Source organism: Paenibacillus sp. LS1 (assembly GCF_026013365.1).
Classification (GTDB): Bacteria; Bacillota; Bacilli; order Paenibacillales; family Paenibacillaceae; genus Paenibacillus.
Window position 1 is genome coordinate 1,661,648 of record NZ_JAPDOE010000001.1, and the last position, 19,736, is coordinate 1,681,383.

The following is a 19,736-nucleotide window of genomic DNA, read 5'->3' on the forward strand; positions in this document are numbered from 1 at the left end:
CAATAAATCATCGTATTTTATTCAGCAACTCCGCTAAAAAGAGAGACCACCCACTTGATTCCACTATGAGAGAGATTTTGCAATAGTCCCGCTGTTTTGTCTGCCAACACATCAACCGGAGCCTTACTCTGATCTGCCCCAAGCACTTGGCTTGGTGACTGAACAGGTACAAATGTTTCTTTGACTTCCTTTTGGACAGGAGCAGTCGGAACAGATTCGGTAACCGATGAAGTTGGCTCTGTTGTCACAGCGGTTGACGTGCCACCTGATGGATTACCCATATGAAAGTTGCTGCCAGCCAGTTGCATTCCAAACAGCACACCCAGCAACATTAATACAGCGATGGATAACAGTCTTTTACCGAATCTGGACATATTCTTTGCCTCCTATCACTCTCTACTATTTTCATCTTCATACATATATAGTCCTTATCCGCCCTGTGACGAGGTTTCTGCACTGGCTTTGTCTACCTTCTGATCTTCCCAATACACTTGGGCAATCATGTCAGCGAGAATTTTGGATGTCCGTTGTAGCTCAGCTCCTGTATTATCAATCCCACCAATCTCAATCAAAATGCTGTTGGGTGAAAGGGTTTGGTTATACTCTCCGTTGTTGGCACCACCGCCGTCCTTGCCCCATACACCACGGGATACCCCAGGATACTTGGCTTCCAGTTTCTTATGAATTTTCGCTGCAAAGGCTTCATTCTGCCGCCAATTTGGATTTTCATGTCCAATAATGAAATACACTTTGGCGTAACCCAAGTCATTAATAGTAGTTGTTGTTTTGCCATGACGCTGTGAATCCCGATGAATGTCTATGAGATACGTCAGATCGTCATTTTGAGCGAGTGCCGCTTTTACCGTTTGACGTGAGTATTTATAGGAATAGTTCCAGTTATAGTCCTTTACTTTGGTAGGGTAATCATCCTTGGCGTGCTCTACGCCGATTCCCAGCTTCTCCAGACTGTCTGAGAGGTAGGTTCCCACTTGAAATACATTGCCTGTTGATTTGCCTGATGATGGATTGTCACTCTTCGTACCTAGTAGTGGATTGTAGCCTTCCCTTGGATGAGAATGATAGATAAGAACTGATTTTTTACCTGTTGTCGGTGAGCCGCTATTGTCTTTCTCGCCATCCTTCGCTGGGGGGTCTCCTTTAACTTCTCCATCTCCAGGCTCGCTCGAATCAGGTGGATCCGTGTTGTCCTGACCTGGTGGAACATGCAGCTCACTACCGGGTTTTCCTCCACCCGCTGACGCCGTATCCGTAAGACCAGGACCGGGCTGATAATCTTCGGGAGCTTCGGCTTTTTCATTACCAGAGCCAGGTCGGAGCAGTACGGGTTGGTTGGAACCCATGCCCGGCATTTCTCTCGCAATCAGGCTCTTGGGGTCTTGGGGATTTACATTCGTCAGCAATTGGAAAACAAAAGAGGTGAGATTCTCACCGGATATGGCAGAGGTCTGTTCTTTCTGGGTGAGATGAGGCATCTCCATACCAAGCATATCGACGAAAAAGCGGCTTGATACGGCACTCGCAAATCCCTTCATGGAAGAAACGGGGGAATTATTCAAACGTTTCTCTGCCATGCCCCCCAGACCTAGTACGACAAAAAACAAGGCAGATATGATCATAAGCAACAACAACGTACGACCCATGGCCAGCACGTGCAGACATCTTTTTTTCCACTTTCCAATATTCCAGGCCAATATCTTGTTCATTCTGCTGTCTCCTTCCCTGCTGGACAACTCTTATACTTCAACTCTATGAGCCTCCAAGAATTGATAGAACAGGAAGATGAAAGATTCCAGGAACAAAAAAAGAAAGTCCGATAGATTCGGACCTTCTTCTCAGCAGTTTAAGTTTTAATGTGTATAGGCGGCTACGTTATCTGGATTCACTGCATCATGGAGTGCGGCGTTAAGTCCTGTAGCGATAACATTGGCGATTCCCTCAATAAACTCATCAATTTCTTTGGGAGTAACAATGAGGTCATGACCCAGTGGCTCCAGTACCTCTTTCACCAGACTTAGTCGATCTTGCTCACCGATGTCGTCCAGCATGCCCATGATCTGTTTCGTCTGATCCGTTTCCTGGCGGAAGTGTGAGCGCATCATCTCAATGACATTGTTCACAATAGTGGATGCATAACATACGGTTGGTACGCCGATGGCGATGCAGGGAACGCCCAATATTTCACGGGTCAAACCACGCCGTTTGTTTCCAATACCGGACCCTGGATGAATACCAATGTCCGCTACCTGAATCGTTGTATTTACACGTTCCAAGGAACGGGAGGCCAGCGCATCAATCGCAATAATGGCATCCGGCTTGGTCCGGTCTACAATCCCCTGTACGATGTCACTGGATTCAATGCCCGTTGTTCCTAGCACGCCGGGGGCAATTGCGCTGACTTCCCGATACCCTGGCGCAACCTGGTCTGGCACTAGTTCGAAATACTGACGGGTCACCATCAGATTTTCCACAACAAGTGGACCGAGTGAATCCGGGGTGACATTTAAGTTGCCCAGACCAACAATCAAGACCTTGGATGTTTTGTTAATTCCGGCCTTAACCATAAAATCTTCCATCTCACGTGTGAACTCGGCGGCAACACGCTCCTGTAACTCCGTATCACCATTCCGTAGTGACGGCACCTCCAAAGTGACATAGTGGCCTTTCACTCGACCAATGGCTTTGGCTGCTTCATCATTAAGTACATCAATACGTGTGATCGTAATACCCTCTTTTTTCTCAACATCTTCCCGTAGTCCGGGAATGGTCTGTTTCTGTCCACCTTGCGCCATTTCCTTGGAGTCAATTGCCAAATCGGTACGAACTGTATAGTTTTGCAAATCCAGTGTCATTCTGTCCCTGCCTCCCTTACCGCATTTGAGCATATTGTGTGGGAAAAAGAGTTTCTTTATGCAGCATGTCGAACATCGTAGGAATATCTGTTGCATTTTACATGCTAGCGTGATAGAATATTTTAAGTTGTGAAACGTTTGTATTCATGCAAATGCCTTACAGGAGGTGAATGTAATGCCAAACATCAAATCCGCTGTTAAACGCGTAAAAACGAGCGACAAGCGCCGCGCACTCAACGCTTCCCAGAAGTCTGCACTCCGTACAGCTGTTAAAGCTGCTGATGCTGCTCTGGTAAGTAACGAAGTTGATACTGCAAAATCTGCGATTCAAGCTGCTTCCAAAAAGCTGGACAAGGCTGTAACTAAAGGTCTGGTTCATAAAAATGCTGCAGCACGCAAAAAGTCTCGCTTGGCGAAAAAACTGAACGCTCTTTCCGCACAAGCGTAAGAAGCGTTACTTATACGATCCAATGGAAAAATCCTGAACAGCATAGGCTTTCAGGATTTTTTAGTATCTGATTCGTTAAGTATAAGACACAAACAAAAGCGACCTTTATTCCAATGATCTAACCATCATGGAGCAAAGGTCGCTTTGTTTTTTTATCATACTATTATTCTATCAGGTTTACGTGTTCATTCACGCACCAAGTCTTAATAAGAACAGCTCCAGACCAAGCACTTTATCCACCGCTCCTGTTTTCATCTGGTAATCCAGTTCACTGAGGTGACTCAGGATCATTCTCAGACGTTCCGCCTGAAATTTACGGGCTTGTTCACCCGCAATCTTAACGGCATATGGATGCAGACCAAGCTGACTGGCGATCTGCTGCTGGGAGTAACTTTGCTGGCCCAACTCTTTCACCTGGATCATGATCCGAAACTGACGTGCAATTAAAGCCGCAATTTTAATCGGTTCTTCGCGCTGCTTCAGCAACTCATAAAAAAGAGCCAACGCTTTTTCCAGTCGCAAATTGGCGATTTCTTCCACCAGTGAAAATACATTCTGCTCTGTACTGCGGGCAACCAGCGACTCGATATCAGCACGCTTGATTGTTCCCCCATTACCCGCAAACAAACATAACTTGTCTACTTCAGCAGACAGCGTCTGAAGACCTGTTCCCGCGTAGCTGATCAACGTGTCTGCCGCTCCCGTCTCAAAGGAGACATCACGCTGCTTCGCCAGTTTCACAATCCAATTCAACAGCTCATCTCCACTCAATGGAGCAAAAGCAAGAACGACCGCCTGTTTCTTGACAGCCTTCACCAGTTTCTTACGCTCATCCAGCTTATCCCCTTGGGCCAGGAAAACAATTGTACTATAATCTGCCGGATTTTCCATATATGTAAGCAGACGATCAACCTGATGTTCAATCTTGGATTCTTTACCTGCAGTGAACAAGCTAGCATCCCTTACAATAATCAATTTGCGGGGTACCAGAAACGGTACAGTCTCCGCTTCTTCAATAACGACCTCCACAGCCGTTTCAGACAAATCATATGGAATAATCGCAAAATCACGATGTTCTTCTTCAATAACCTGTTCTTTTAACATATCCGTAAATTGCTGTATCTGATACTTTTCCGTTCCATACAGCACATAGATCGGAGCCGGTTCTCCATTACGTATTGCCTTTGTTGCACTTTTCACATCCATTCACGGCGCCTCCTTATCCCTCTTATCCTACCAGAAAAAGCGCAAGACAACAAAGGGACCTTACATCCAGTTTACGGATGAAGGTCCCCTGTCCTACATCTATATAAACGCAGACACCAGCAGTTCTAGAAAAAGCCGGTGCGCGGTCATACGACGTCAGTTGTTTGAACTGAGATAGGACGTTTTGTTACTTCCAATATATGCTTGTCATACTGAAAATGTTCTTTCGTTTAGTGGCGTTGAATCCCCAATTCCACTTATTTCGCAGAAGCTCCACCTGAAACAGAAGTTACATTAAACGAGTTCTTCGCCGTTGTTCCGTCCTTGTCCGTTTCGTAGTTAAATAGGGTACCATCCTTCGACCAACTTGCTGACTTCAGCGTCCCCTCTATATTGCGTTGCTCAACCAGATTCAGAACATCCGGTTCATTGGCAGGTTTGGAGTATATGCTGATTTGATCACCAAGAAGCATAACTACATAGGAGCCGTCAGGTGATTTCCATTCTTTTGGTGCTGCCGTTGTAGCCATTCCTTGATCCGGTCCTGCCAACCCTTTGTTTCCTCCAAAGGTGTCTGCACCAGTACCGGAATCAGGAGCAGCAGCGCCTTCTACCGGAGCATCTTCATTTGTATTCGGTGCTGTATCCTCAGAAGTGAAGGATTTCGCATCTCCATTTTCTGGTTCGGTTGTTCCATTCTCTTCCCCATCTGCAGAAGATGTAGAAGCACTGCCAGATTCTTGATTCCTCTGCTCAGCGTCTTGGTTCTGAACCGGACTCTTCTGATGATCCGTTGAAGGAGTACTGGACGAAGGATCCTGAGTTCCTTTATTCGGAGCAGGTGTTGATTCAGTAGCCGGTTGTTGAGGTGTCGGATCTTTCTGAACTCCAGGCTCCTGTACCTGACCTCCACCATTCTCTTCAGGCATGGTTTCTGATCCCAGGTTATCCCCTTCCGTTGAGGAAGCATTAGATTCACTCACAAATACATCGTTGCTGCTTGGTTGGGATGAAGTTGAAGGATCATAATTCTCAATATTTTTGCTCAAGGCATTCTGATCCACATTGCCGCTCTCTTGAGTAGCTCCAGAGCTCAGCATCATGGAATCGGCATTCTCAATCTGTTCAGGCTCATATCCCCAGATGGCAAATCCCAATACAACTGCAGCAGCCGCTGCCCCCATGGACATTCTTCCTGCCATCGAGTTAAGCCATTTTTGTTTTTGCTTCGTTTTCCGCTCACTTGAACGTTGTAAATTTTCAAATGCAGCGGGGACAGGATTCATTTCCTGTATGGTGCTACTTTGCTCCCTACGCGCTTCGTCTATAGCATCAAGCTGTGGCATAATCGCATCAACCAGACTAAACTTCGGGCTTACTTGCGGTAATTCTTCCAGTTCTCTGGAAAGAGCTCTGAGTAAACTAAAATTCTCGGCGCACTCCGGACACTTCGCCACATGCTGTAGCATCTGCGCGGTTTCCGCTTCGCCCAGATCATGATCCAGATAGCGGTGCATCCATTCCACCACCTCTTCGCATTTCATCCTGTCACACCACCTTTCTGATATTCCTGTAGTAGATTCTGTAATTGCTGTCTGGCTCTAAATAAATAAGATTTCACCGTATTCAACGGAAGATCGAGACAATCCGCAATTTCATTGTAGGATAAGTCCTGCAAATATCTTAGAACAATAACGGTACGATGATGCTCGGGAAGCTTGTTGATCGCATCCTGAATGTCTTGGGCCACGTATGTAGACATGACCTCGTACTCCACATCCTGATTATCCTGAAAAACCATATCATGTTCGTCAATGGAGACGGACGGCTTGGTTCTTCTGAATTTATCAATACAGATGTTCGTGACGATGCGTTGTACCCATGTTTTGAATTGGGCCTTTTCTTCGTATGAATTGATTTTGGTGTAAATTCGGATCAACGCTTCCTGAGCAGCATCCAAAGCGTCCTGTTCATTATTTAGAATGTAATATGCGGTCCGATAGACGTGTTGTTCAATCTCCCGCAATAGGGTAATTAGAGCGTCGCGATCGCCCGATTGAGCGGCTCTGATGAGTTCCGGCTCTACCACAAAGGATCCCCCTCTCCCTGCAACCTTACAGACGTGATCATCAATAAAATTGTTGCAAAGTTAAGTATTTTTTAATTTGCCATAACAAAATAACGGCGTATGTATTAGGGCCGCTGAAATCTCCTCTTAGAATAACAGAAATCGCATAACGAGTCACCAAACGAGTCCAAATGGGATTCCATTACTTACACGACTCAATTCAAATGCAATGGCATACATTATAGCTAACCACCTTTTTGGTCCCTAAAATAAAAAAAGTCGAAATTTGTCCAAATTTAAGCTATTTTTAATGCAATTTTCATGAAAATAGTGTATTGTAAATTTACATTCATAAACACGAGGTGATGAGCATGCCAGCTCTTGCGAAAATTCAAGCTTTAAAAGAACAAATGCCCAAAGAATACCAAAGCATTTCCCACTTTGTGGAACATGCATTGGAGTCCATTGATACTCTGGTCGAGGAACATCGGAAGTACGTAGCTGCACAGGCATTATACGGCGATAAAATCGTTGGATCGGAAGAACGCTTGTACAGAGAAACCGTACTTGATGTTAGAGCACAGTTGTTGATGACTCTCGAGAAAACGGTAGAAGATCTGTTGCACAAAGGCGACAAACACTGGAACAAACACTTTAAGGATGGCGTAGAGTAGTTCTTATATTTCTTCCACAGTTGAAAAAATGGCCCGTTTTCCGATATTCTCCCTCGTGGAGTGTAACGGAAAGCGGGCTTTTTTTGTGCTGTGCTGTAACTTGTAATCAGTTGAAGTGATTAATTCGTATATTCATCAGTAAATCGCCATCAGTTTGCCATTGAGAAACCCTAAAGCTCTTATGCCTGCGGAGCTGGCATACACCCAAATCTCGATTTTGCCTTTTGAACTCGTTTCATACGTAATGCTCGATGGATCTCCCCATGCAAGGCGCACCTGAGTTATGTTCATTCCTAAAGCTACTTCTCCAGCAATGATTTTATTCCAAGTGGACTTGGACCAATTGTATTTCTTATACGGATCAGAAGAGAAGAATTGGTTGGAATCGGCAAGCATCTCCGTCACACTGGAATAGAGTAACTTCGATCACCGTATTTAATCTTCTCAATTTTGATATCTGATATGGTCACTTTACTGAAACGTTGCCCTAAACTCGTATCACTGTTGATCCAGTAGGACTTGCCAATGAAGCGAGCAAGATTCCCCAACTCTTTTTTCTTGATCAGTGCAAGTGTATCCTTCGATTCCACCAGAATAGAAGAATTTCCAACTAGCACCTTGGCCTGCTTTAGCTCAGCATCCCATCGAACCTGAATACCAGCAGCCTGTCTTAACAAGTCCGCAGGAAATACAGTTTGTCCTCCAATGGTTTGTACTTTCCCTTTCAACTTCATCTCTTTGTTGTTTAATCGCGCAACAGCACTTCCCTTTTGCAAAGTAATACGGTCATCTCCAAATTGAATTTCAAAAGATGAACCTTTCACATCAATTTTGGCTCCCAATGTTTTGAACACCGACTGCACTGGCAAGTATACATTTCCTTCCAATAATGTGGCGCCTGTTAACTTTTGCTGTGAATCAACGTTCAGTTGAAGACTTGAAGCCAAATCTCCTATCTTCAGTGTCACTTTGGTTGTTCCCATGCCCGTAACCTTTAGTTTGCCTCCTGCCTGAATCTGTGCAACTTGCGGCTGTTCCACTACAAGTTCTTCAGGCAATGGCGCCCGCTTGTTTTTGAAACCATTACTATAATTCTCCTGAACGGTAAGCGTGATCGTATCCCCAATATTAGCTTCCTTGGAAGATGCCGTAAGTGTCACTTGACTTAAGGCGGGAGCTGATAGAGGAGTTAACTTTCCATTATCATATGTAGCCCATGATCCATCTTGTAACTGTGCATATAGCTCATCCAGATTAGGCGCATACACCATCCGCGATACGTTACTTAAACCAGGCAGTTGCTCGCCCTTATATTTGGCAGTTCGATCGTAGCTCCAGACGGTTCCATCCTGTTTCACCGTGAGCAGCTTATGCGTCCCCCCCCACCAAATCAAAGATTGCACATTATTCGCAACCGTGATGTAGTCATCCTCATACAGCATACTTACAATCACTACCGAGCCATCATTTTCAGCACTGCTGCGTAAACACCATTCGTTGCAATCGCTTTACCATCAGGTACATTTCCTGCTTTACGTATTTTGTTGTATTTGTCATAATATATATCTCCTGATGAAGATAATGCGCTATACGAAGAATCGCTTCCAGTACTACTCCAATAAGAATCCGCATCGATAATCGATTCCAAAACCTTAGCCTGATCATCAAAATTATAAAGGTTCCCATCCTGAAGCTGAATCCATCCATGGCCATATACCTTAATCACACCATTGAATTGTTTCGTTACTGGTATATGTGCATTGTTCTTATCCCACCGAATGACTTGGCCATCGGCAGTCCAACCATAGATGGAATGGTCGTCTGATTTTGAAATACCGATCAGTTTTCGATTTTGTGTCCATACTCCACTTACGGTCCCTTTAGACCAAAGTGTACCATCGTCGAGTAAATAATCATTCCGGTCAAGAACTGAAATGATGGAGCTACCCGATCCAGATGATGCCAAAGCGGAGGACTGTCCTGCGATCAAACCGATAACTAAAAGTCCAATCCACAACGCTATTGTCTTCCGGACCCTTTTTACTCTAGACTTCTTAGTTGCATCGGTGTTGCTTTGTGTCAATTCTACAAGTTCCATTTTCTTGATCCCCTCATTATTATGTATAGTGCTACGATCACTAGGTATCTCTAGCCCTTCTTCAAGGTGGGCCCAACTAATATTCGGTAAATTTACTATAATCCTTCAAAAAATCACATAACATTATTCAAATCCGTAACTAAAAACATATTTTTACATAAATACAACAAACCAAATATAAATGATTGCATTTAATCATCTAAAATAGAAAACATATTACAAACGAAATAGAGCGTGCAACCGTAACAAACTTCTAAATGGATATGCGGGAGATTAAATGAATCTAAAAATATTTTTCAAATACTTCCTGGGATTCTTTCTACTCAGTAGTGCTTTATTCATTGCAATTAATATGATAATAGGGCATAAAAGTTGGGATCAAATTGATCACATACTCAACTTATTCAGCGCAACTATAATTAGCTTGCCGATTAGTATCTCAAAAGCAAGAGAGTAATTCCTTCCTAGTCAACTTCACTAAGAGACAGCCAAAGTATCCTTATAGCGCATAACGATTGGAATATGTTATCATCATGCAATTCAAAAAAAGTCGTTCGCAGCGGAATGACTTTTTTTCTGTTATTGGTCAAGTAAGTAATCCCTTCCTCTATTTCCCACTTTTTTCTCAAAATGTGTATGTTAAAATATAGTAACTACCTTAGCCCATCTCTTGTTGATTGTAGTTATTTAAGATGGAGGTCAATATTTAAATGACAAACACCCATAGAATCAATATTCCACACGGAAAAATACTTACAGCTTTATTAACTGCAATTGTAATTTCACTTGCAATGGGGATATATCACTACGTTCCCTTGGATGAAAGAATAGAGAATTCTCACTATTATTCATTCGGGTATACATTTGCGGTTGGTTTATTGATTAACCTCGCTATTTTACTTTTCTTAATTACGCCACTTTCTATATTGGTAGATGGATTACTTTTATACAGAAATAATGATAATAAGTATTTACGATTGCTCGTTGCTATTGCCGCATATGGTCTATTAGGCTTCATAGGTGGGATCATCTACTCGATATTTACACTTAACTTCAATACTTTTTCTGCTCATACTATCCACATTATTGTATGTTCTCTTGTCTTTTTAACCTTTCAGTTGGTATTAAATCGGATTTTTCTTCACTTATCTGCAAACCGATAAATAGATTGCGTACGACTACTTAACCCATAAGGTTTCCACTTGGTAGACTTATGCTTCCAATAGTGATGGCACTTCAGTATCATCTTGGTATCATCACAAACAAATGGATAACTCAACGAAAAATTAAGAGCAGTCTAGAAAACTACAGACTGCTCTTAATTTCTCAACTAACGTTTCCCGTTAGCTTAATACATCAGGCGCAAAGTTTCATTTATTATTAAACAAATTCATTTACTAATTCATCATTCCAATGATTATCAGTATACCCACGGCTGTTGTTCCATTCTGCTAACATTTTTCTTTGTCTCAATTCTAAATCTCTGTAAAGGGCTGCAACAAACTCAATTCAGCTGCTTTTTAGTTTTATTGAGTTATCGTTTCCCGTTAATTCAATACACGATCCCTCGTACAACTAAATACTTCTTTGAAGCTTGACATTAAATTCTGTCGTTGACGCAGTGACATACTCCATATAATTCACAGAGCCGTTAAAGTTCAAATAAGCTTCATAACGCATGCGGATTTCAGGTAAAGTAATCAAATCCAGAACATTTTCCTTTGGAACCCACCTGCATTCGCTCGTTTCATTAGAAGTAGCTAACTCTCCACCTACAGCTTTACACACGAAATCAAACATGACCTTCGTAGGGACATCAGTCACACCGTCATACCACTTATGGATTGCTGTATTCGAAATAACACTAACCAAATAGCTAACCGTAGCGTCTATTCCACTTTCCTCTTTGATTTCACGGATGACACCATCAATCAGGTTTTCTCCTACTTCAGTTATCCCACCAGGATACACCCAACCATCGTCATGGGCTTTTACTAAAAGGATATTTCCAGTTCCATCCTCTACAATTCCACCTGCAGATACAATATGTGTCGGGAACGTCATTTTACAACCTCCAAATAAGATAAATTTGTATATTTATTCCACATACTTTTCATATTTTCCTGCTTTGTGAATTTCCAAAAGATACTGTCGACATGATTGAACTAACTTGCCCGTTAGCTTAACTTAAAAGAACCCCTATAGATTAGCTGGCTGTATACTCGAATTATCATTCTATTGGGAATTCACGGCAACTTCATGCTTCCAATTTCGACTCCTGACAAACTTATGTTTCTGTTTGTGTTCCGAAAAGCAAAAAACAACGGAAATTAAAGCAATTTCCGGCACACATATGGGTGAAAATTTATCTTCTTATGGTTTAAGTCACATTGCGTGCCGTGACATCCGTTTTTATAAACTCTTCAACCCTGCTTATTATGCAACCATGCAAATTCCGTCACTTAACTCCAACCAGCTTGTATCGAACATCAATCTTCCCATCTTTCACTCTCATCTGAACCTCACCCATCTGATCCGTCCGATAAATATCTGACCCGGTAGCCTCCAGACGTTCCATCACTCCCGGATTGGGATGCCCATATGTGTTGTTAACACCGGCAGATATCACGGCAGTTCTGGCGTTCCAGTATTGGAGCCAAGCTTCGGTGGACGACGTTTTACTTCCATGATGAGCGACCTTTAGAACGTCAATGGATACAGACGTCGCCGCTGAAGCATCATTTGAATCAACCTGCAACAGGCCTGTAAGTATCCTTTGTACAACTCCCTCTGTAACTCCAAGATTTGCACCTTTCTGTTCAAACCGGGCAGTCAATGAGCCGTCCTGAATCATATAGAGCAGGTCCTGTTCGGCTGCTGCATCCATATCCCCAGTAAACAACATGGACGTGCCAGCCATGTCCAGCAAAAAGACAACGGAATCATGATTTTGGTGTTCAGACACAGGCAAATTGCCTGAAGCTTCTACTTCCATGTGTGCCAGATCTGGAGCTATAAAGTGTAAACTCGTCTCCTTATCAGCCTTATAGGACATGCCCTGCTGAATGGCGTATAGAGGAATGTTCCGTTCCATGGCTGTGTCCAGTAATTTATCAAAGTTTTCTTTACCACTGGTTGTGCCATTAAACATGAAACGTTTAACCGGAATCTGTTCCAGCACAGCCTGTAGTCCTCCGGCATGATCCTGATCGGCATGAGTTACAATGACAGCGTCCAGTTGATGGATGCCTCTCTTTTTCAATAAAGGAACAACCACCTTGGCTCCTACCTCATACGGATCACGTCTTGTTTTCCAAGATTGTTCGGTGTTCCCGAAGTTAACCGTTCCCCCACCATCCACCAAAATATGTTTTCCTTCCGGGGTTGTAATCAACGCACTGTCTCCTTGCCCAATATCCAAAAACTGCACGATGCCAGCTCCAGCAGGCTTCGGAGTCTGGTATGCCCACCACAATCCAGCAAAAAAGCTGAGCGCGAGCAACCCACACAACCATTGCTGAACTTTACTCATTCGCTCATGTGCATAATAACCTGCACCTCGTGCGGTAAATGCACTTGTATACTCCGGCCAGGCAATACTGGCTCCTAATGTCGTTAATGAAGTATCTTTTCCATCTACACGCTTCTTACCTTGATCCTGTGCCACGGTAGACATTGAAGAGCGAATGCCCACATTTCCGATTGCAACAGAAGGTTGTCGCCTCACAAGAGGAGCCGTATCCTCCTCAATAAACGTTGTTTCACGTTGCTCACCATTTCCACGATGCAACAGGTAGAGTAAGGCATACAACACAGCATAGTATGCGGCAATCCATAACAAGGAAGGTGTCGCCCAGATCAGCACAAAACCTGGCAGGCTGTTCATCCACTCCACGCTTACAAATGTCAGTTGGTTCAGTTGAATCGCAATCCATGCGAGAGGTCTCGCCAAGGGAATCCATATGAATGACAATAGCATGGCGACCGTCCCAAGAGGCAGTACAATGGCACTGATCAAAGAAACCAGCAGAAAGTTAGCTACAAATGAGAGCAGTGAGAACTGGTTGAAATACAGAATGGTTACTGGGAACGAAATCAGCTGAGCGGTCACCGTAACCGATGCTGTTGCGGCAAGAGATTTCGGCCAACTGCTGAACAGTCGATTAATCAATGACATATAGATCATCAAACCTGCGGTCACGAGAAAGGATAACTGAAAGCTGACGCTCAGCAAAAAGTACGGGTCCCACCACATCATCAGTAATGCCGCTGCACTTATCATCTGAAGGCCGTCTCTCGCGAGACCACGACGTGCCATATACAAACCAATCATGGACATAATTCCTGCCCGAATCACCGAAGGTGAACCACCGGATAGCAGTACATAAGCTGGCACCAGGATCAATACAATCGTGAGTGCCGTCTCTCTGGTAAGCCTTAGCCAAGATAGAATAAGAAGCAGCGAAGCTACATATACAGCGACATGGGTTCCGGAGATTGCCAGAATATGCGTTAAACCCAGTTGTGAAAACTGACCATAGGTGCCTGGATCGATATCATTAGCCATCCCGATAATAAGACCCTTCATATATCCTGCATGAGGCTCAGGAAATAACTGCTCGACCGCTGACCCCAACGTATGCCTCGTCCAATCCGTCCATCGTAGTACGTTAAATTGTCCAAACCCTTCAGGGGGAGCTGCTGTTACTGAACTGGCTCCCTTCACTTTGAACAACCAGTGGATATGCAATGTTCGCAAATAACTGCGATAATCAAACCCGCCAAAGTTCCTGGCTTCACCGGGAAGGGCAAAAGAACCATTAAGCGTGATTGAATCGCCCCTCTTCCAACCTGCTGCTACTTGCTGTTCCTCTTCCTCCATCAGTCTGACTTGCACCATTAATTGTTCATCTATTTTGAATGCAGCTGATGTTGCCAGATCTGTATCTGCTGATGAATCCGATATGGGCAATATTGAAGACATCTGTATCTTAAAGTCTGCCCGATCTCCATCAATGCGTACATCTGATACAAGCTCACCCTGAATTTCGGCTGCCAAACCGTCCAACTCTCTAGCAGAGATGTGAGTAGTCTTGAGCAGACTGCTATGATTGCGTGCATCATTCCATTCCCAATGTGCAGCACCTCCAATAAAGGCAGCGAGTAAAAATAAAATGGACCAACCACGTACATCTATGAAACGAAGTAGAAGTGGCAGACACGCCAGCGCTCCAATCATTCCCCAGATCAATGTCCAGCCTGTTAAAGCACATGCCATCCCGCTACCGCATAACCAGCAAATCGTAAAGCTTAGCAAAGGTCTACCTTTCATTCATCCCGTCTCCTTCATTTCACCCGATGAACGCAGAAAAACCCCCGGAAAGCCCATTCAGGCTGCCGGAGGTTCTCCCTCGCGTATTCGACCATATTCACATTAATTGCTCACAGTCATCATCGTTTCCCGCGGTGGCTGGTAATTCTCCAGTCTGCGGAACGTTATGCCCTTCTGTTGCATCATATTCGTAACCTTGCCAGTATCTTTAGGATAAGAACGATGAAAGACGATTTCTGTAATCCCGCTATTCGCCAGCATATTGGCACATGTCCAGCACGGTTCGTCGGTCACATACACAGATGAGCCTTCGCGGTCAATTCGATCTGTGAATAAAAGCAAATTTTGCTCCGCGTGGATTGTGCGAATGCAGCGTTGCTTTTTGACCATTTCTTCCCGACCATCGGTCACGACCAACTCATATTCTTCCGAAATCATGCAACCTGCTTCAGAACAATCCGGGACGCCGGTGGGTGCACCATTATAGGCTGTTCCCAGCAGTTTCTTTCCCTGAACAAGAACGGAACCCACGTGACGACGCGAACAGCGGGAACGGGTCGAGACCATATATGCGATATCCATAAAATACGTGTCCCAGTCCTTGCGTACCTCTACTGTACTCATGCTGCTTTCCTCCCGCTCAACACAATTTTTATTCTAATATTACCGGATCTGCACATACGGTGCCATCTTCTCCAGCATCTTCATGCCGATTCCTTTGACCTTCGTCAGATCACTGACTTTCACAAAAGGACCATGTGCATTCCGATAGTCCACAATGGCCTGAGCTTTCTTCTCCCCAATTCCGGGAAGCTCCGTAAGCTTGGAGACAGGTGCTGTATTCACATCAATCTTGCCACTGTCGCCAGTTACTTCACGAACTACAGGTGGATTACTGTTCGAAGCCGTCTCGGAGGTAACCGAAGGATTCGAATTCGTACTTTGCGCAACTGGTTCAATCGAATTTGAGGTGTCTGGTGGATTAGCATCCGTCTGACTTGTAGTTTGAACAACTGAATCACCTTCAACTGCAACACTCGAAAGCTCTTTAGACTCTCCTGCCTTTGCATCATTCCCAGTCTGCATCCCACTTGCATCCGTTACCGAAGATGCCCCTACATTGCCATCAACCGAAGTAGCCGACAGTACAGCAGGGAGTTCCTGCTCTATCGTCGGCTTCTCGGTGCCGAGCTGCAAGGGTTCCCAGCCACTAGGTGGTTGTTCACTTTTGCCCGACCATAATATAAGTATACTACCAACCACCGCAGCAGCAATGGTCATTCCTTTATTCCATCTCATTCTTCCACACCTCTCCCTGAATTCAAAATCATTCATTTCGAACACGGGCGGTGCTTCCGAACCGTTGGACTTTTCCTGATGAAACAAGTTATGCATTTTTCATGTCATGTGAAACAGGTCCTCACGCATAGAATAGAGGGAATGAACTGCGCCAGTACCGTAAAGCATGAAAGGAGGCCTGAAACAATGAAGGTTGGATTTATCGGAACCGGCAGCATGGGCAGCCTGTTGATCTATGCCCTGATCCAATCGGGTGCACTCGAGCCCCGGCAGATCGCCGCCAGCAATCGAACCCCGTCCAAAGTACGTCAGTTATCCCTCCGTTACCCCGGTCTGCATGAATCCCAGAGCAATCGGGAAACGGTGATCCGAAGCAATATCATCTTCCTGTGCGTGAAGCCGCTTGAATTCAAACATGTCATTGACGACATCCTGCCTGTCGTGAATCCCAATCATATAATTGTCTCGATCACCAGTCCCGTGCAGCTGCGACATCTGGAATCTTCACTTCCTTGCAAAGTCTCCAAGGTAATTCCCAGCGTCACACACCAAGTCGGCAGTGGAGCGTCCCTCTGCATACATGGCGAACGAATGACCAGCGAAGACCGCGCTGTGTTGGAAAATCTACTCAGTCATATAGGAAGGCCGTATCAGGTGGATGAAGCCTGTACAAGAATCACATCCGACTTCTCCAGCTGCGGACCAGCATTCATATCGTTCTTTTTGGAACAGTGGATCGAAAGCGCCGTGAAGCTGACAGGCATCAAAAGGGCAGATGCCTGTGCTCTGGCTGGCGAAATGCTCCTGGGAACAGGCAAGCTGCTCACCGAAGGAGGATACACGCCGCAAGAGCTTCAGGCTCGTGTCGCTGTACCTGGCGGTATTACCGCTCAGGCACTTGCACTGCTGAAGGTTAGTCTGGACGGTGTTTTCGACAGCCTGATCCACACGACACATGACAAATATGATGAAGATTTGTTAAAGCTGGATGAACTATTCCGAGCCGGTGAGATTAACCGGCAACAATATTAACGAGTTTGCCTGGAACGGCAATGACCTTGCGAATGGTCTTGCCTTCCAGCGCCTGCTTAACAGGTGCCAGCTCCATCGTAAAGTCCTGCATACCCTGTGCATCCAGATCCTTCGCGATTGTCGCACGGGTTACGATTTTACCGTTTACCTGAACAACGATTTCTACTTCCGCATCCACTGTCATGGACTCATCATATTCAGGCCAAGCCACGTAAGAGATGCCACCTTCATGACCCAAACGGCTCCACAGTTCCTCTGCCATATGCGGTGCCAGTGGTGACAACAACTGCACAAAGTTCTCCATCGCTTCACGAGGCAGTGTGTCGGCTTTGTATGCATCGTTGATGAAAATCATCAGCTGGCTGATGGATGTGTTGAAGCGCAGGTGTTCCAGATCTTCCGTAACTTTTTTGATCGTTTTGTGGGCAGTCCGCTTGAACTCATCCGTTCCACCGTCCACCATAATCTTGTCATTGATGGCTCCTGTGTCTTCGTTAATGAAGAGACGCCATACACGTGAAAGGAAGCGGTGCATGCCTTCAACCCCGTTTGCATTCCACGGTTTTGTCGCTTCCAATGGTCCCATGAACATCTCGTACAAACGCAATGTATCTGCACCGAATTCATTGACGATTTCATCGGGATTGATAACATTACCACGGGATTTACTCATTTTCTCATTATTCGTGCCCAGGATCATGCCTTGGTTCACCAGTTTGTGGAAAGGCTCTTTGGTATCCACAACACCCAGATCATACAGCACTTTGTGCCAGAAACGAGCGTACAGCAAGTGAAGTACCGCGTGCTCTGCTCCGCCAATGTACAGATCAACTGGCAGCCATTGCTGCTGTTTCTCCTTGGAGATCAGTTCCTTGTCATTGTGCGGATCGATAAAGCGCAGGTAATACCAGCAGCTACCTGCCCATTGTGGCATAGTGTTGGTCTCACGACGTGCCTTCATTCCCGTTTCCGGATCTACCGTATTCACCCATTCCGTAACATTCGCCAGTGGTGATTCTCCAGTACCCGAAGGTTTGATCTGGTCGATATCAGGCAGCAGCAGTGGAAGTTGATCCTCCGATACTGTTTTCATCGTTCCGTCTTCCAAATGCAGAATCGGGATTGGCTCACCCCAGTAACGCTGACGGCTGAACAGCCAATCGCGCAGACGATAGGTCACTTTCCCTTGTCCTTTGCCGTTCTCTTCCAACCAAGCAATCATTTTAGCAACCGCTTCTTCATTATTCAATCCGTTCAGGAAATCGGAATTCACATGCGCGCCATCACCCGAATACGCCTCTTGTGTAACGTCTCCACCTTGAATAACCTCGATGATATCCAGACCGAACTGCTTCGCAAATTCCCAGTCACGTGCATCATGACCCGGAACAGCCATAACCGCACCTGTACCGTAACCTGCAAGAACGTAATCAGCAATCCAGATCGGCAGTTTCGCGCCATTAACCGGATTGATTGCATAAGCGCCAGTGAATACACCTGTTTTGTCTTTGGCCAAATCCGTACGTTCCAGATCACTCTTACGAGAAGCCTGCTCCTGATAAGCCTGAATAGCTTCACGTTGGTCATCCGTTGTAATTGATTCTACCAATTCATGTTCCGGAGCAAGTACTGCAAAGCTCGCACCGAACAATGTGTCTGCACGGGTAGTGAACACTTTAATAACTTCCTCGCGACCCTCAATGGCAAATACAACTTCTGCACCTGTCGATTTACCGATCCAGTTACGCTGCATATCCTTGATGCTTTCAGACCAATCCAGCTCTTCCAGGTCTTCCAACAGACGCTCTGCATACTCGGTAATTCTCAGGACCCACTGGCGCATCGGTTTGCGTACAACCGGATGTCCGCCACGTTCACTCTTGCCATCAATAACCTCTTCATTAGCCAGTACCGTTCCAAGGGCTTCACACCAGTTAACTGCGACTTCATCAACATAAGCGAGGCCCTTATTGTACAGCTGGATAAAGATCCATTGCGTCCATTTATAGTATTCAGGGTCCGTTGTACTGATCTCACGATCCCAGTCATAGGAGAAACCGAGCGATTTGATCTGACGACGGAAATTATCAATATTACGGAATGTAATATGACGTGGATGTTCACCTGTATCCAGTGCATGCTGCTCAGCAGGCAGACCGAAAGCGTCCCAACCCATTGGGTGCAATACATTATAACCGCGCATACGTTTGTAACGGGAAACGATATCCGTTGCTGTATATCCTTCCGGGTGGCCTACGTGCAGACCTGAACCGGATGGATAAGGGAACATATCCAGTGCATAAAATTTTGGCTTAACCGGGTCCTCACCCGTTTTAAACGTTTTGTTTGCATCCCAGTATTGCTGCCAACTTTTTTCCATGACTTGTGGCTGATAGCCGTGTTTCGGCTGGTTATTCTCACTCATCTATTGTTCCTCCTTCAGGTTATTCGCTTTAGCTTTAATTGCAACAAAAAAACCTCAGCATCCCGTAGCGTTTGCAGCGCTAGGGACGAGAGGTTGAATTCCCGTGGTACCACCCTAGTTAGCGGACGAACGTGCTTCGTCATCCACTCCCTTTGGACCTGTAACGGCGGTTAACCGATGCGGATTTCCATTCCTGAACCCAAGCTTTATACAAGCAGGTTAAACAGAATGGTGTAATCACCGCATTTCTCCAAGGCGAGTTCGCAAATCACTGTCAACCGGCT

At 45.1% G+C, this 19,736-nt stretch carries 18 protein-coding genes and 1 other annotated feature (1 of these 19 cut by a window edge); of the genes, 4 read left to right on the plus strand and 14 right to left on the minus strand.

Translation table 11 applies throughout. From position 1 onward, the window contains the following. Positions 1–17: 17 nt before the first annotated feature. From OM416_RS07225 to gpr, 3 genes are all read right to left on the minus strand, one after another. Positions 18–374, minus strand: coding sequence for a hypothetical protein (locus tag OM416_RS07225; RefSeq protein WP_169481186.1), 357 nt, complete (start codon positions 372–374; stop codon positions 18–20). Positions 375–428: 54 nt separating this feature from the next. Next, positions 429–1,724, minus strand: a complete 1,296-nt coding sequence (locus OM416_RS07230) for a stage II sporulation protein P (protein WP_264928128.1) — start codon at positions 1,722–1,724, stop codon at positions 429–431. A gap of 144 nt (positions 1,725–1,868) precedes the next feature. Continuing rightward, complete coding sequence (gpr, locus tag OM416_RS07235; RefSeq protein ID WP_062835528.1) at positions 1,869–2,870, minus strand: GPR endopeptidase; 1,002 nt, start codon at positions 2,868–2,870, stop codon at positions 1,869–1,871. 175 nt (positions 2,871–3,045) lie between these two features. Here gpr and rpsT point away from each other — a divergent pair, with 175 nt between their 5' ends. After that, a complete protein-coding gene (gene rpsT / locus OM416_RS07240) occupies positions 3,046–3,318 on the plus strand; it encodes a 30S ribosomal protein S20 (protein WP_169481189.1) in 273 nt (90 codons plus the stop codon). Positions 3,319–3,507: 189 nt separating this feature from the next. On the opposite strand, the gene holA is transcribed toward rpsT, so the two are convergent. The 3 genes from holA to OM416_RS07255 all read right to left on the minus strand — a co-directional run bounded on the left by holA (position 3,508) and on the right by OM416_RS07255 (position 6,613). Further along, positions 3,508–4,524 (minus strand): DNA polymerase III subunit delta, encoded by a 1,017-nt coding sequence (holA, locus tag OM416_RS07245; protein ID WP_264928129.1) that lies wholly within the window; start codon positions 4,522–4,524, stop codon positions 3,508–3,510. Between the two features lie 257 nt (positions 4,525–4,781). Next, positions 4,782–6,068: a zf-HC2 domain-containing protein gene (locus OM416_RS07250; protein WP_264928130.1), complete on the minus strand. Its 1,287-nt coding sequence runs from the start codon at positions 6,066–6,068 to the stop codon at positions 4,782–4,784. Then, complete coding sequence (locus OM416_RS07255) at positions 6,065–6,613, minus strand: RNA polymerase sigma factor (protein ID WP_017687205.1); 549 nt, start codon at positions 6,611–6,613, stop codon at positions 6,065–6,067. Before OM416_RS07255 ends, OM416_RS07250 begins: the two co-directional genes overlap by 4 nt. A 350-nt stretch (positions 6,614–6,963) precedes the next feature. Here OM416_RS07255 and OM416_RS07260 point away from each other — a divergent pair, with 350 nt between their 5' ends. Then, on the plus strand, positions 6,964–7,266 hold the full coding sequence (locus OM416_RS07260) for a hypothetical protein (RefSeq protein WP_062835531.1): 303 nt from the start codon (positions 6,964–6,966) through the stop codon (positions 7,264–7,266). 135 nt (positions 7,267–7,401) lie between these two features. Here OM416_RS07260 and OM416_RS07265 read toward each other — a convergent pair whose 3' ends face one another. From OM416_RS07265 to OM416_RS07275, 3 genes are all read right to left on the minus strand, one after another. After that, positions 7,402–7,557 carry a hypothetical protein gene (locus tag OM416_RS07265; protein WP_264928131.1) on the minus strand — a complete coding sequence of 52 codons (156 nt, stop codon included), beginning with the start codon at positions 7,555–7,557 and terminating at the stop codon, positions 7,402–7,404. 110 nt (positions 7,558–7,667) lie between these two features. Further along, on the minus strand, positions 7,668–8,720 hold the full coding sequence (locus OM416_RS07270; protein ID WP_264928132.1) for a copper amine oxidase N-terminal domain-containing protein: 1,053 nt from the start codon (positions 8,718–8,720) through the stop codon (positions 7,668–7,670). Further along, positions 8,720–9,364, minus strand: coding sequence for a hypothetical protein (locus tag OM416_RS07275; RefSeq protein ID WP_264928133.1), 645 nt, complete (start codon positions 9,362–9,364; stop codon positions 8,720–8,722). Before OM416_RS07275 ends, OM416_RS07270 begins: the two co-directional genes overlap by 1 nt. 710 nt (positions 9,365–10,074) lie before the next feature. Here OM416_RS07275 and OM416_RS07280 point away from each other — a divergent pair. After that, positions 10,075–10,527, plus strand: coding sequence for a hypothetical protein (locus OM416_RS07280; RefSeq protein WP_264928134.1), 453 nt, complete (start codon positions 10,075–10,077; stop codon positions 10,525–10,527). Positions 10,528–10,939: 412 nt separating this feature from the next. Here the strand turns inward: OM416_RS07280 and OM416_RS07285 are convergent, their stop codons facing one another. From OM416_RS07285 to OM416_RS07300, 4 genes are all read right to left on the minus strand, one after another. Continuing rightward, complete coding sequence (locus OM416_RS07285) at positions 10,940–11,428, minus strand: NUDIX hydrolase (protein WP_264928135.1); 489 nt, start codon at positions 11,426–11,428, stop codon at positions 10,940–10,942. A 394-nt stretch (positions 11,429–11,822) separates the two neighbouring features. Further along, positions 11,823–14,696, minus strand: coding sequence for a ComEC/Rec2 family competence protein (locus OM416_RS07290; protein WP_264928136.1), 2,874 nt, complete (start codon positions 14,694–14,696; stop codon positions 11,823–11,825). 102 nt (positions 14,697–14,798) lie between these two features. Beyond that, positions 14,799–15,320, minus strand: a complete 522-nt coding sequence (locus OM416_RS07295; protein ID WP_062835557.1) for a deoxycytidylate deaminase — start codon at positions 15,318–15,320, stop codon at positions 14,799–14,801. A gap of 39 nt (positions 15,321–15,359) precedes the next feature. Continuing rightward, positions 15,360–15,995, minus strand: coding sequence for a ComEA family DNA-binding protein (locus tag OM416_RS07300; protein WP_264928137.1), 636 nt, complete (start codon positions 15,993–15,995; stop codon positions 15,360–15,362). Positions 15,996–16,181: 186 nt separating this feature from the next. Between OM416_RS07300 and comER the strand changes: the two genes are divergently transcribed. Beyond that, on the plus strand, positions 16,182–17,027 hold the full coding sequence (comER, locus tag OM416_RS07305) for a late competence protein ComER (RefSeq protein WP_264928138.1): 846 nt from the start codon (positions 16,182–16,184) through the stop codon (positions 17,025–17,027). Here the strand turns inward: comER and leuS are convergent. Then, the gene (gene leuS / locus OM416_RS07310) at positions 17,008–19,452 is read right to left on the minus strand and encodes a leucine--tRNA ligase (protein ID WP_264928139.1); all 2,445 of its coding nucleotides are present in this window, start codon (positions 19,450–19,452) and stop codon (positions 17,008–17,010) included. The genes comER and leuS overlap by 20 nt on opposite strands. A gap of 78 nt (positions 19,453–19,530) precedes the next feature. Continuing rightward, positions 19,531–19,736: a binding site (T-box leader), on the minus strand; it runs 64 nt beyond the window's last position.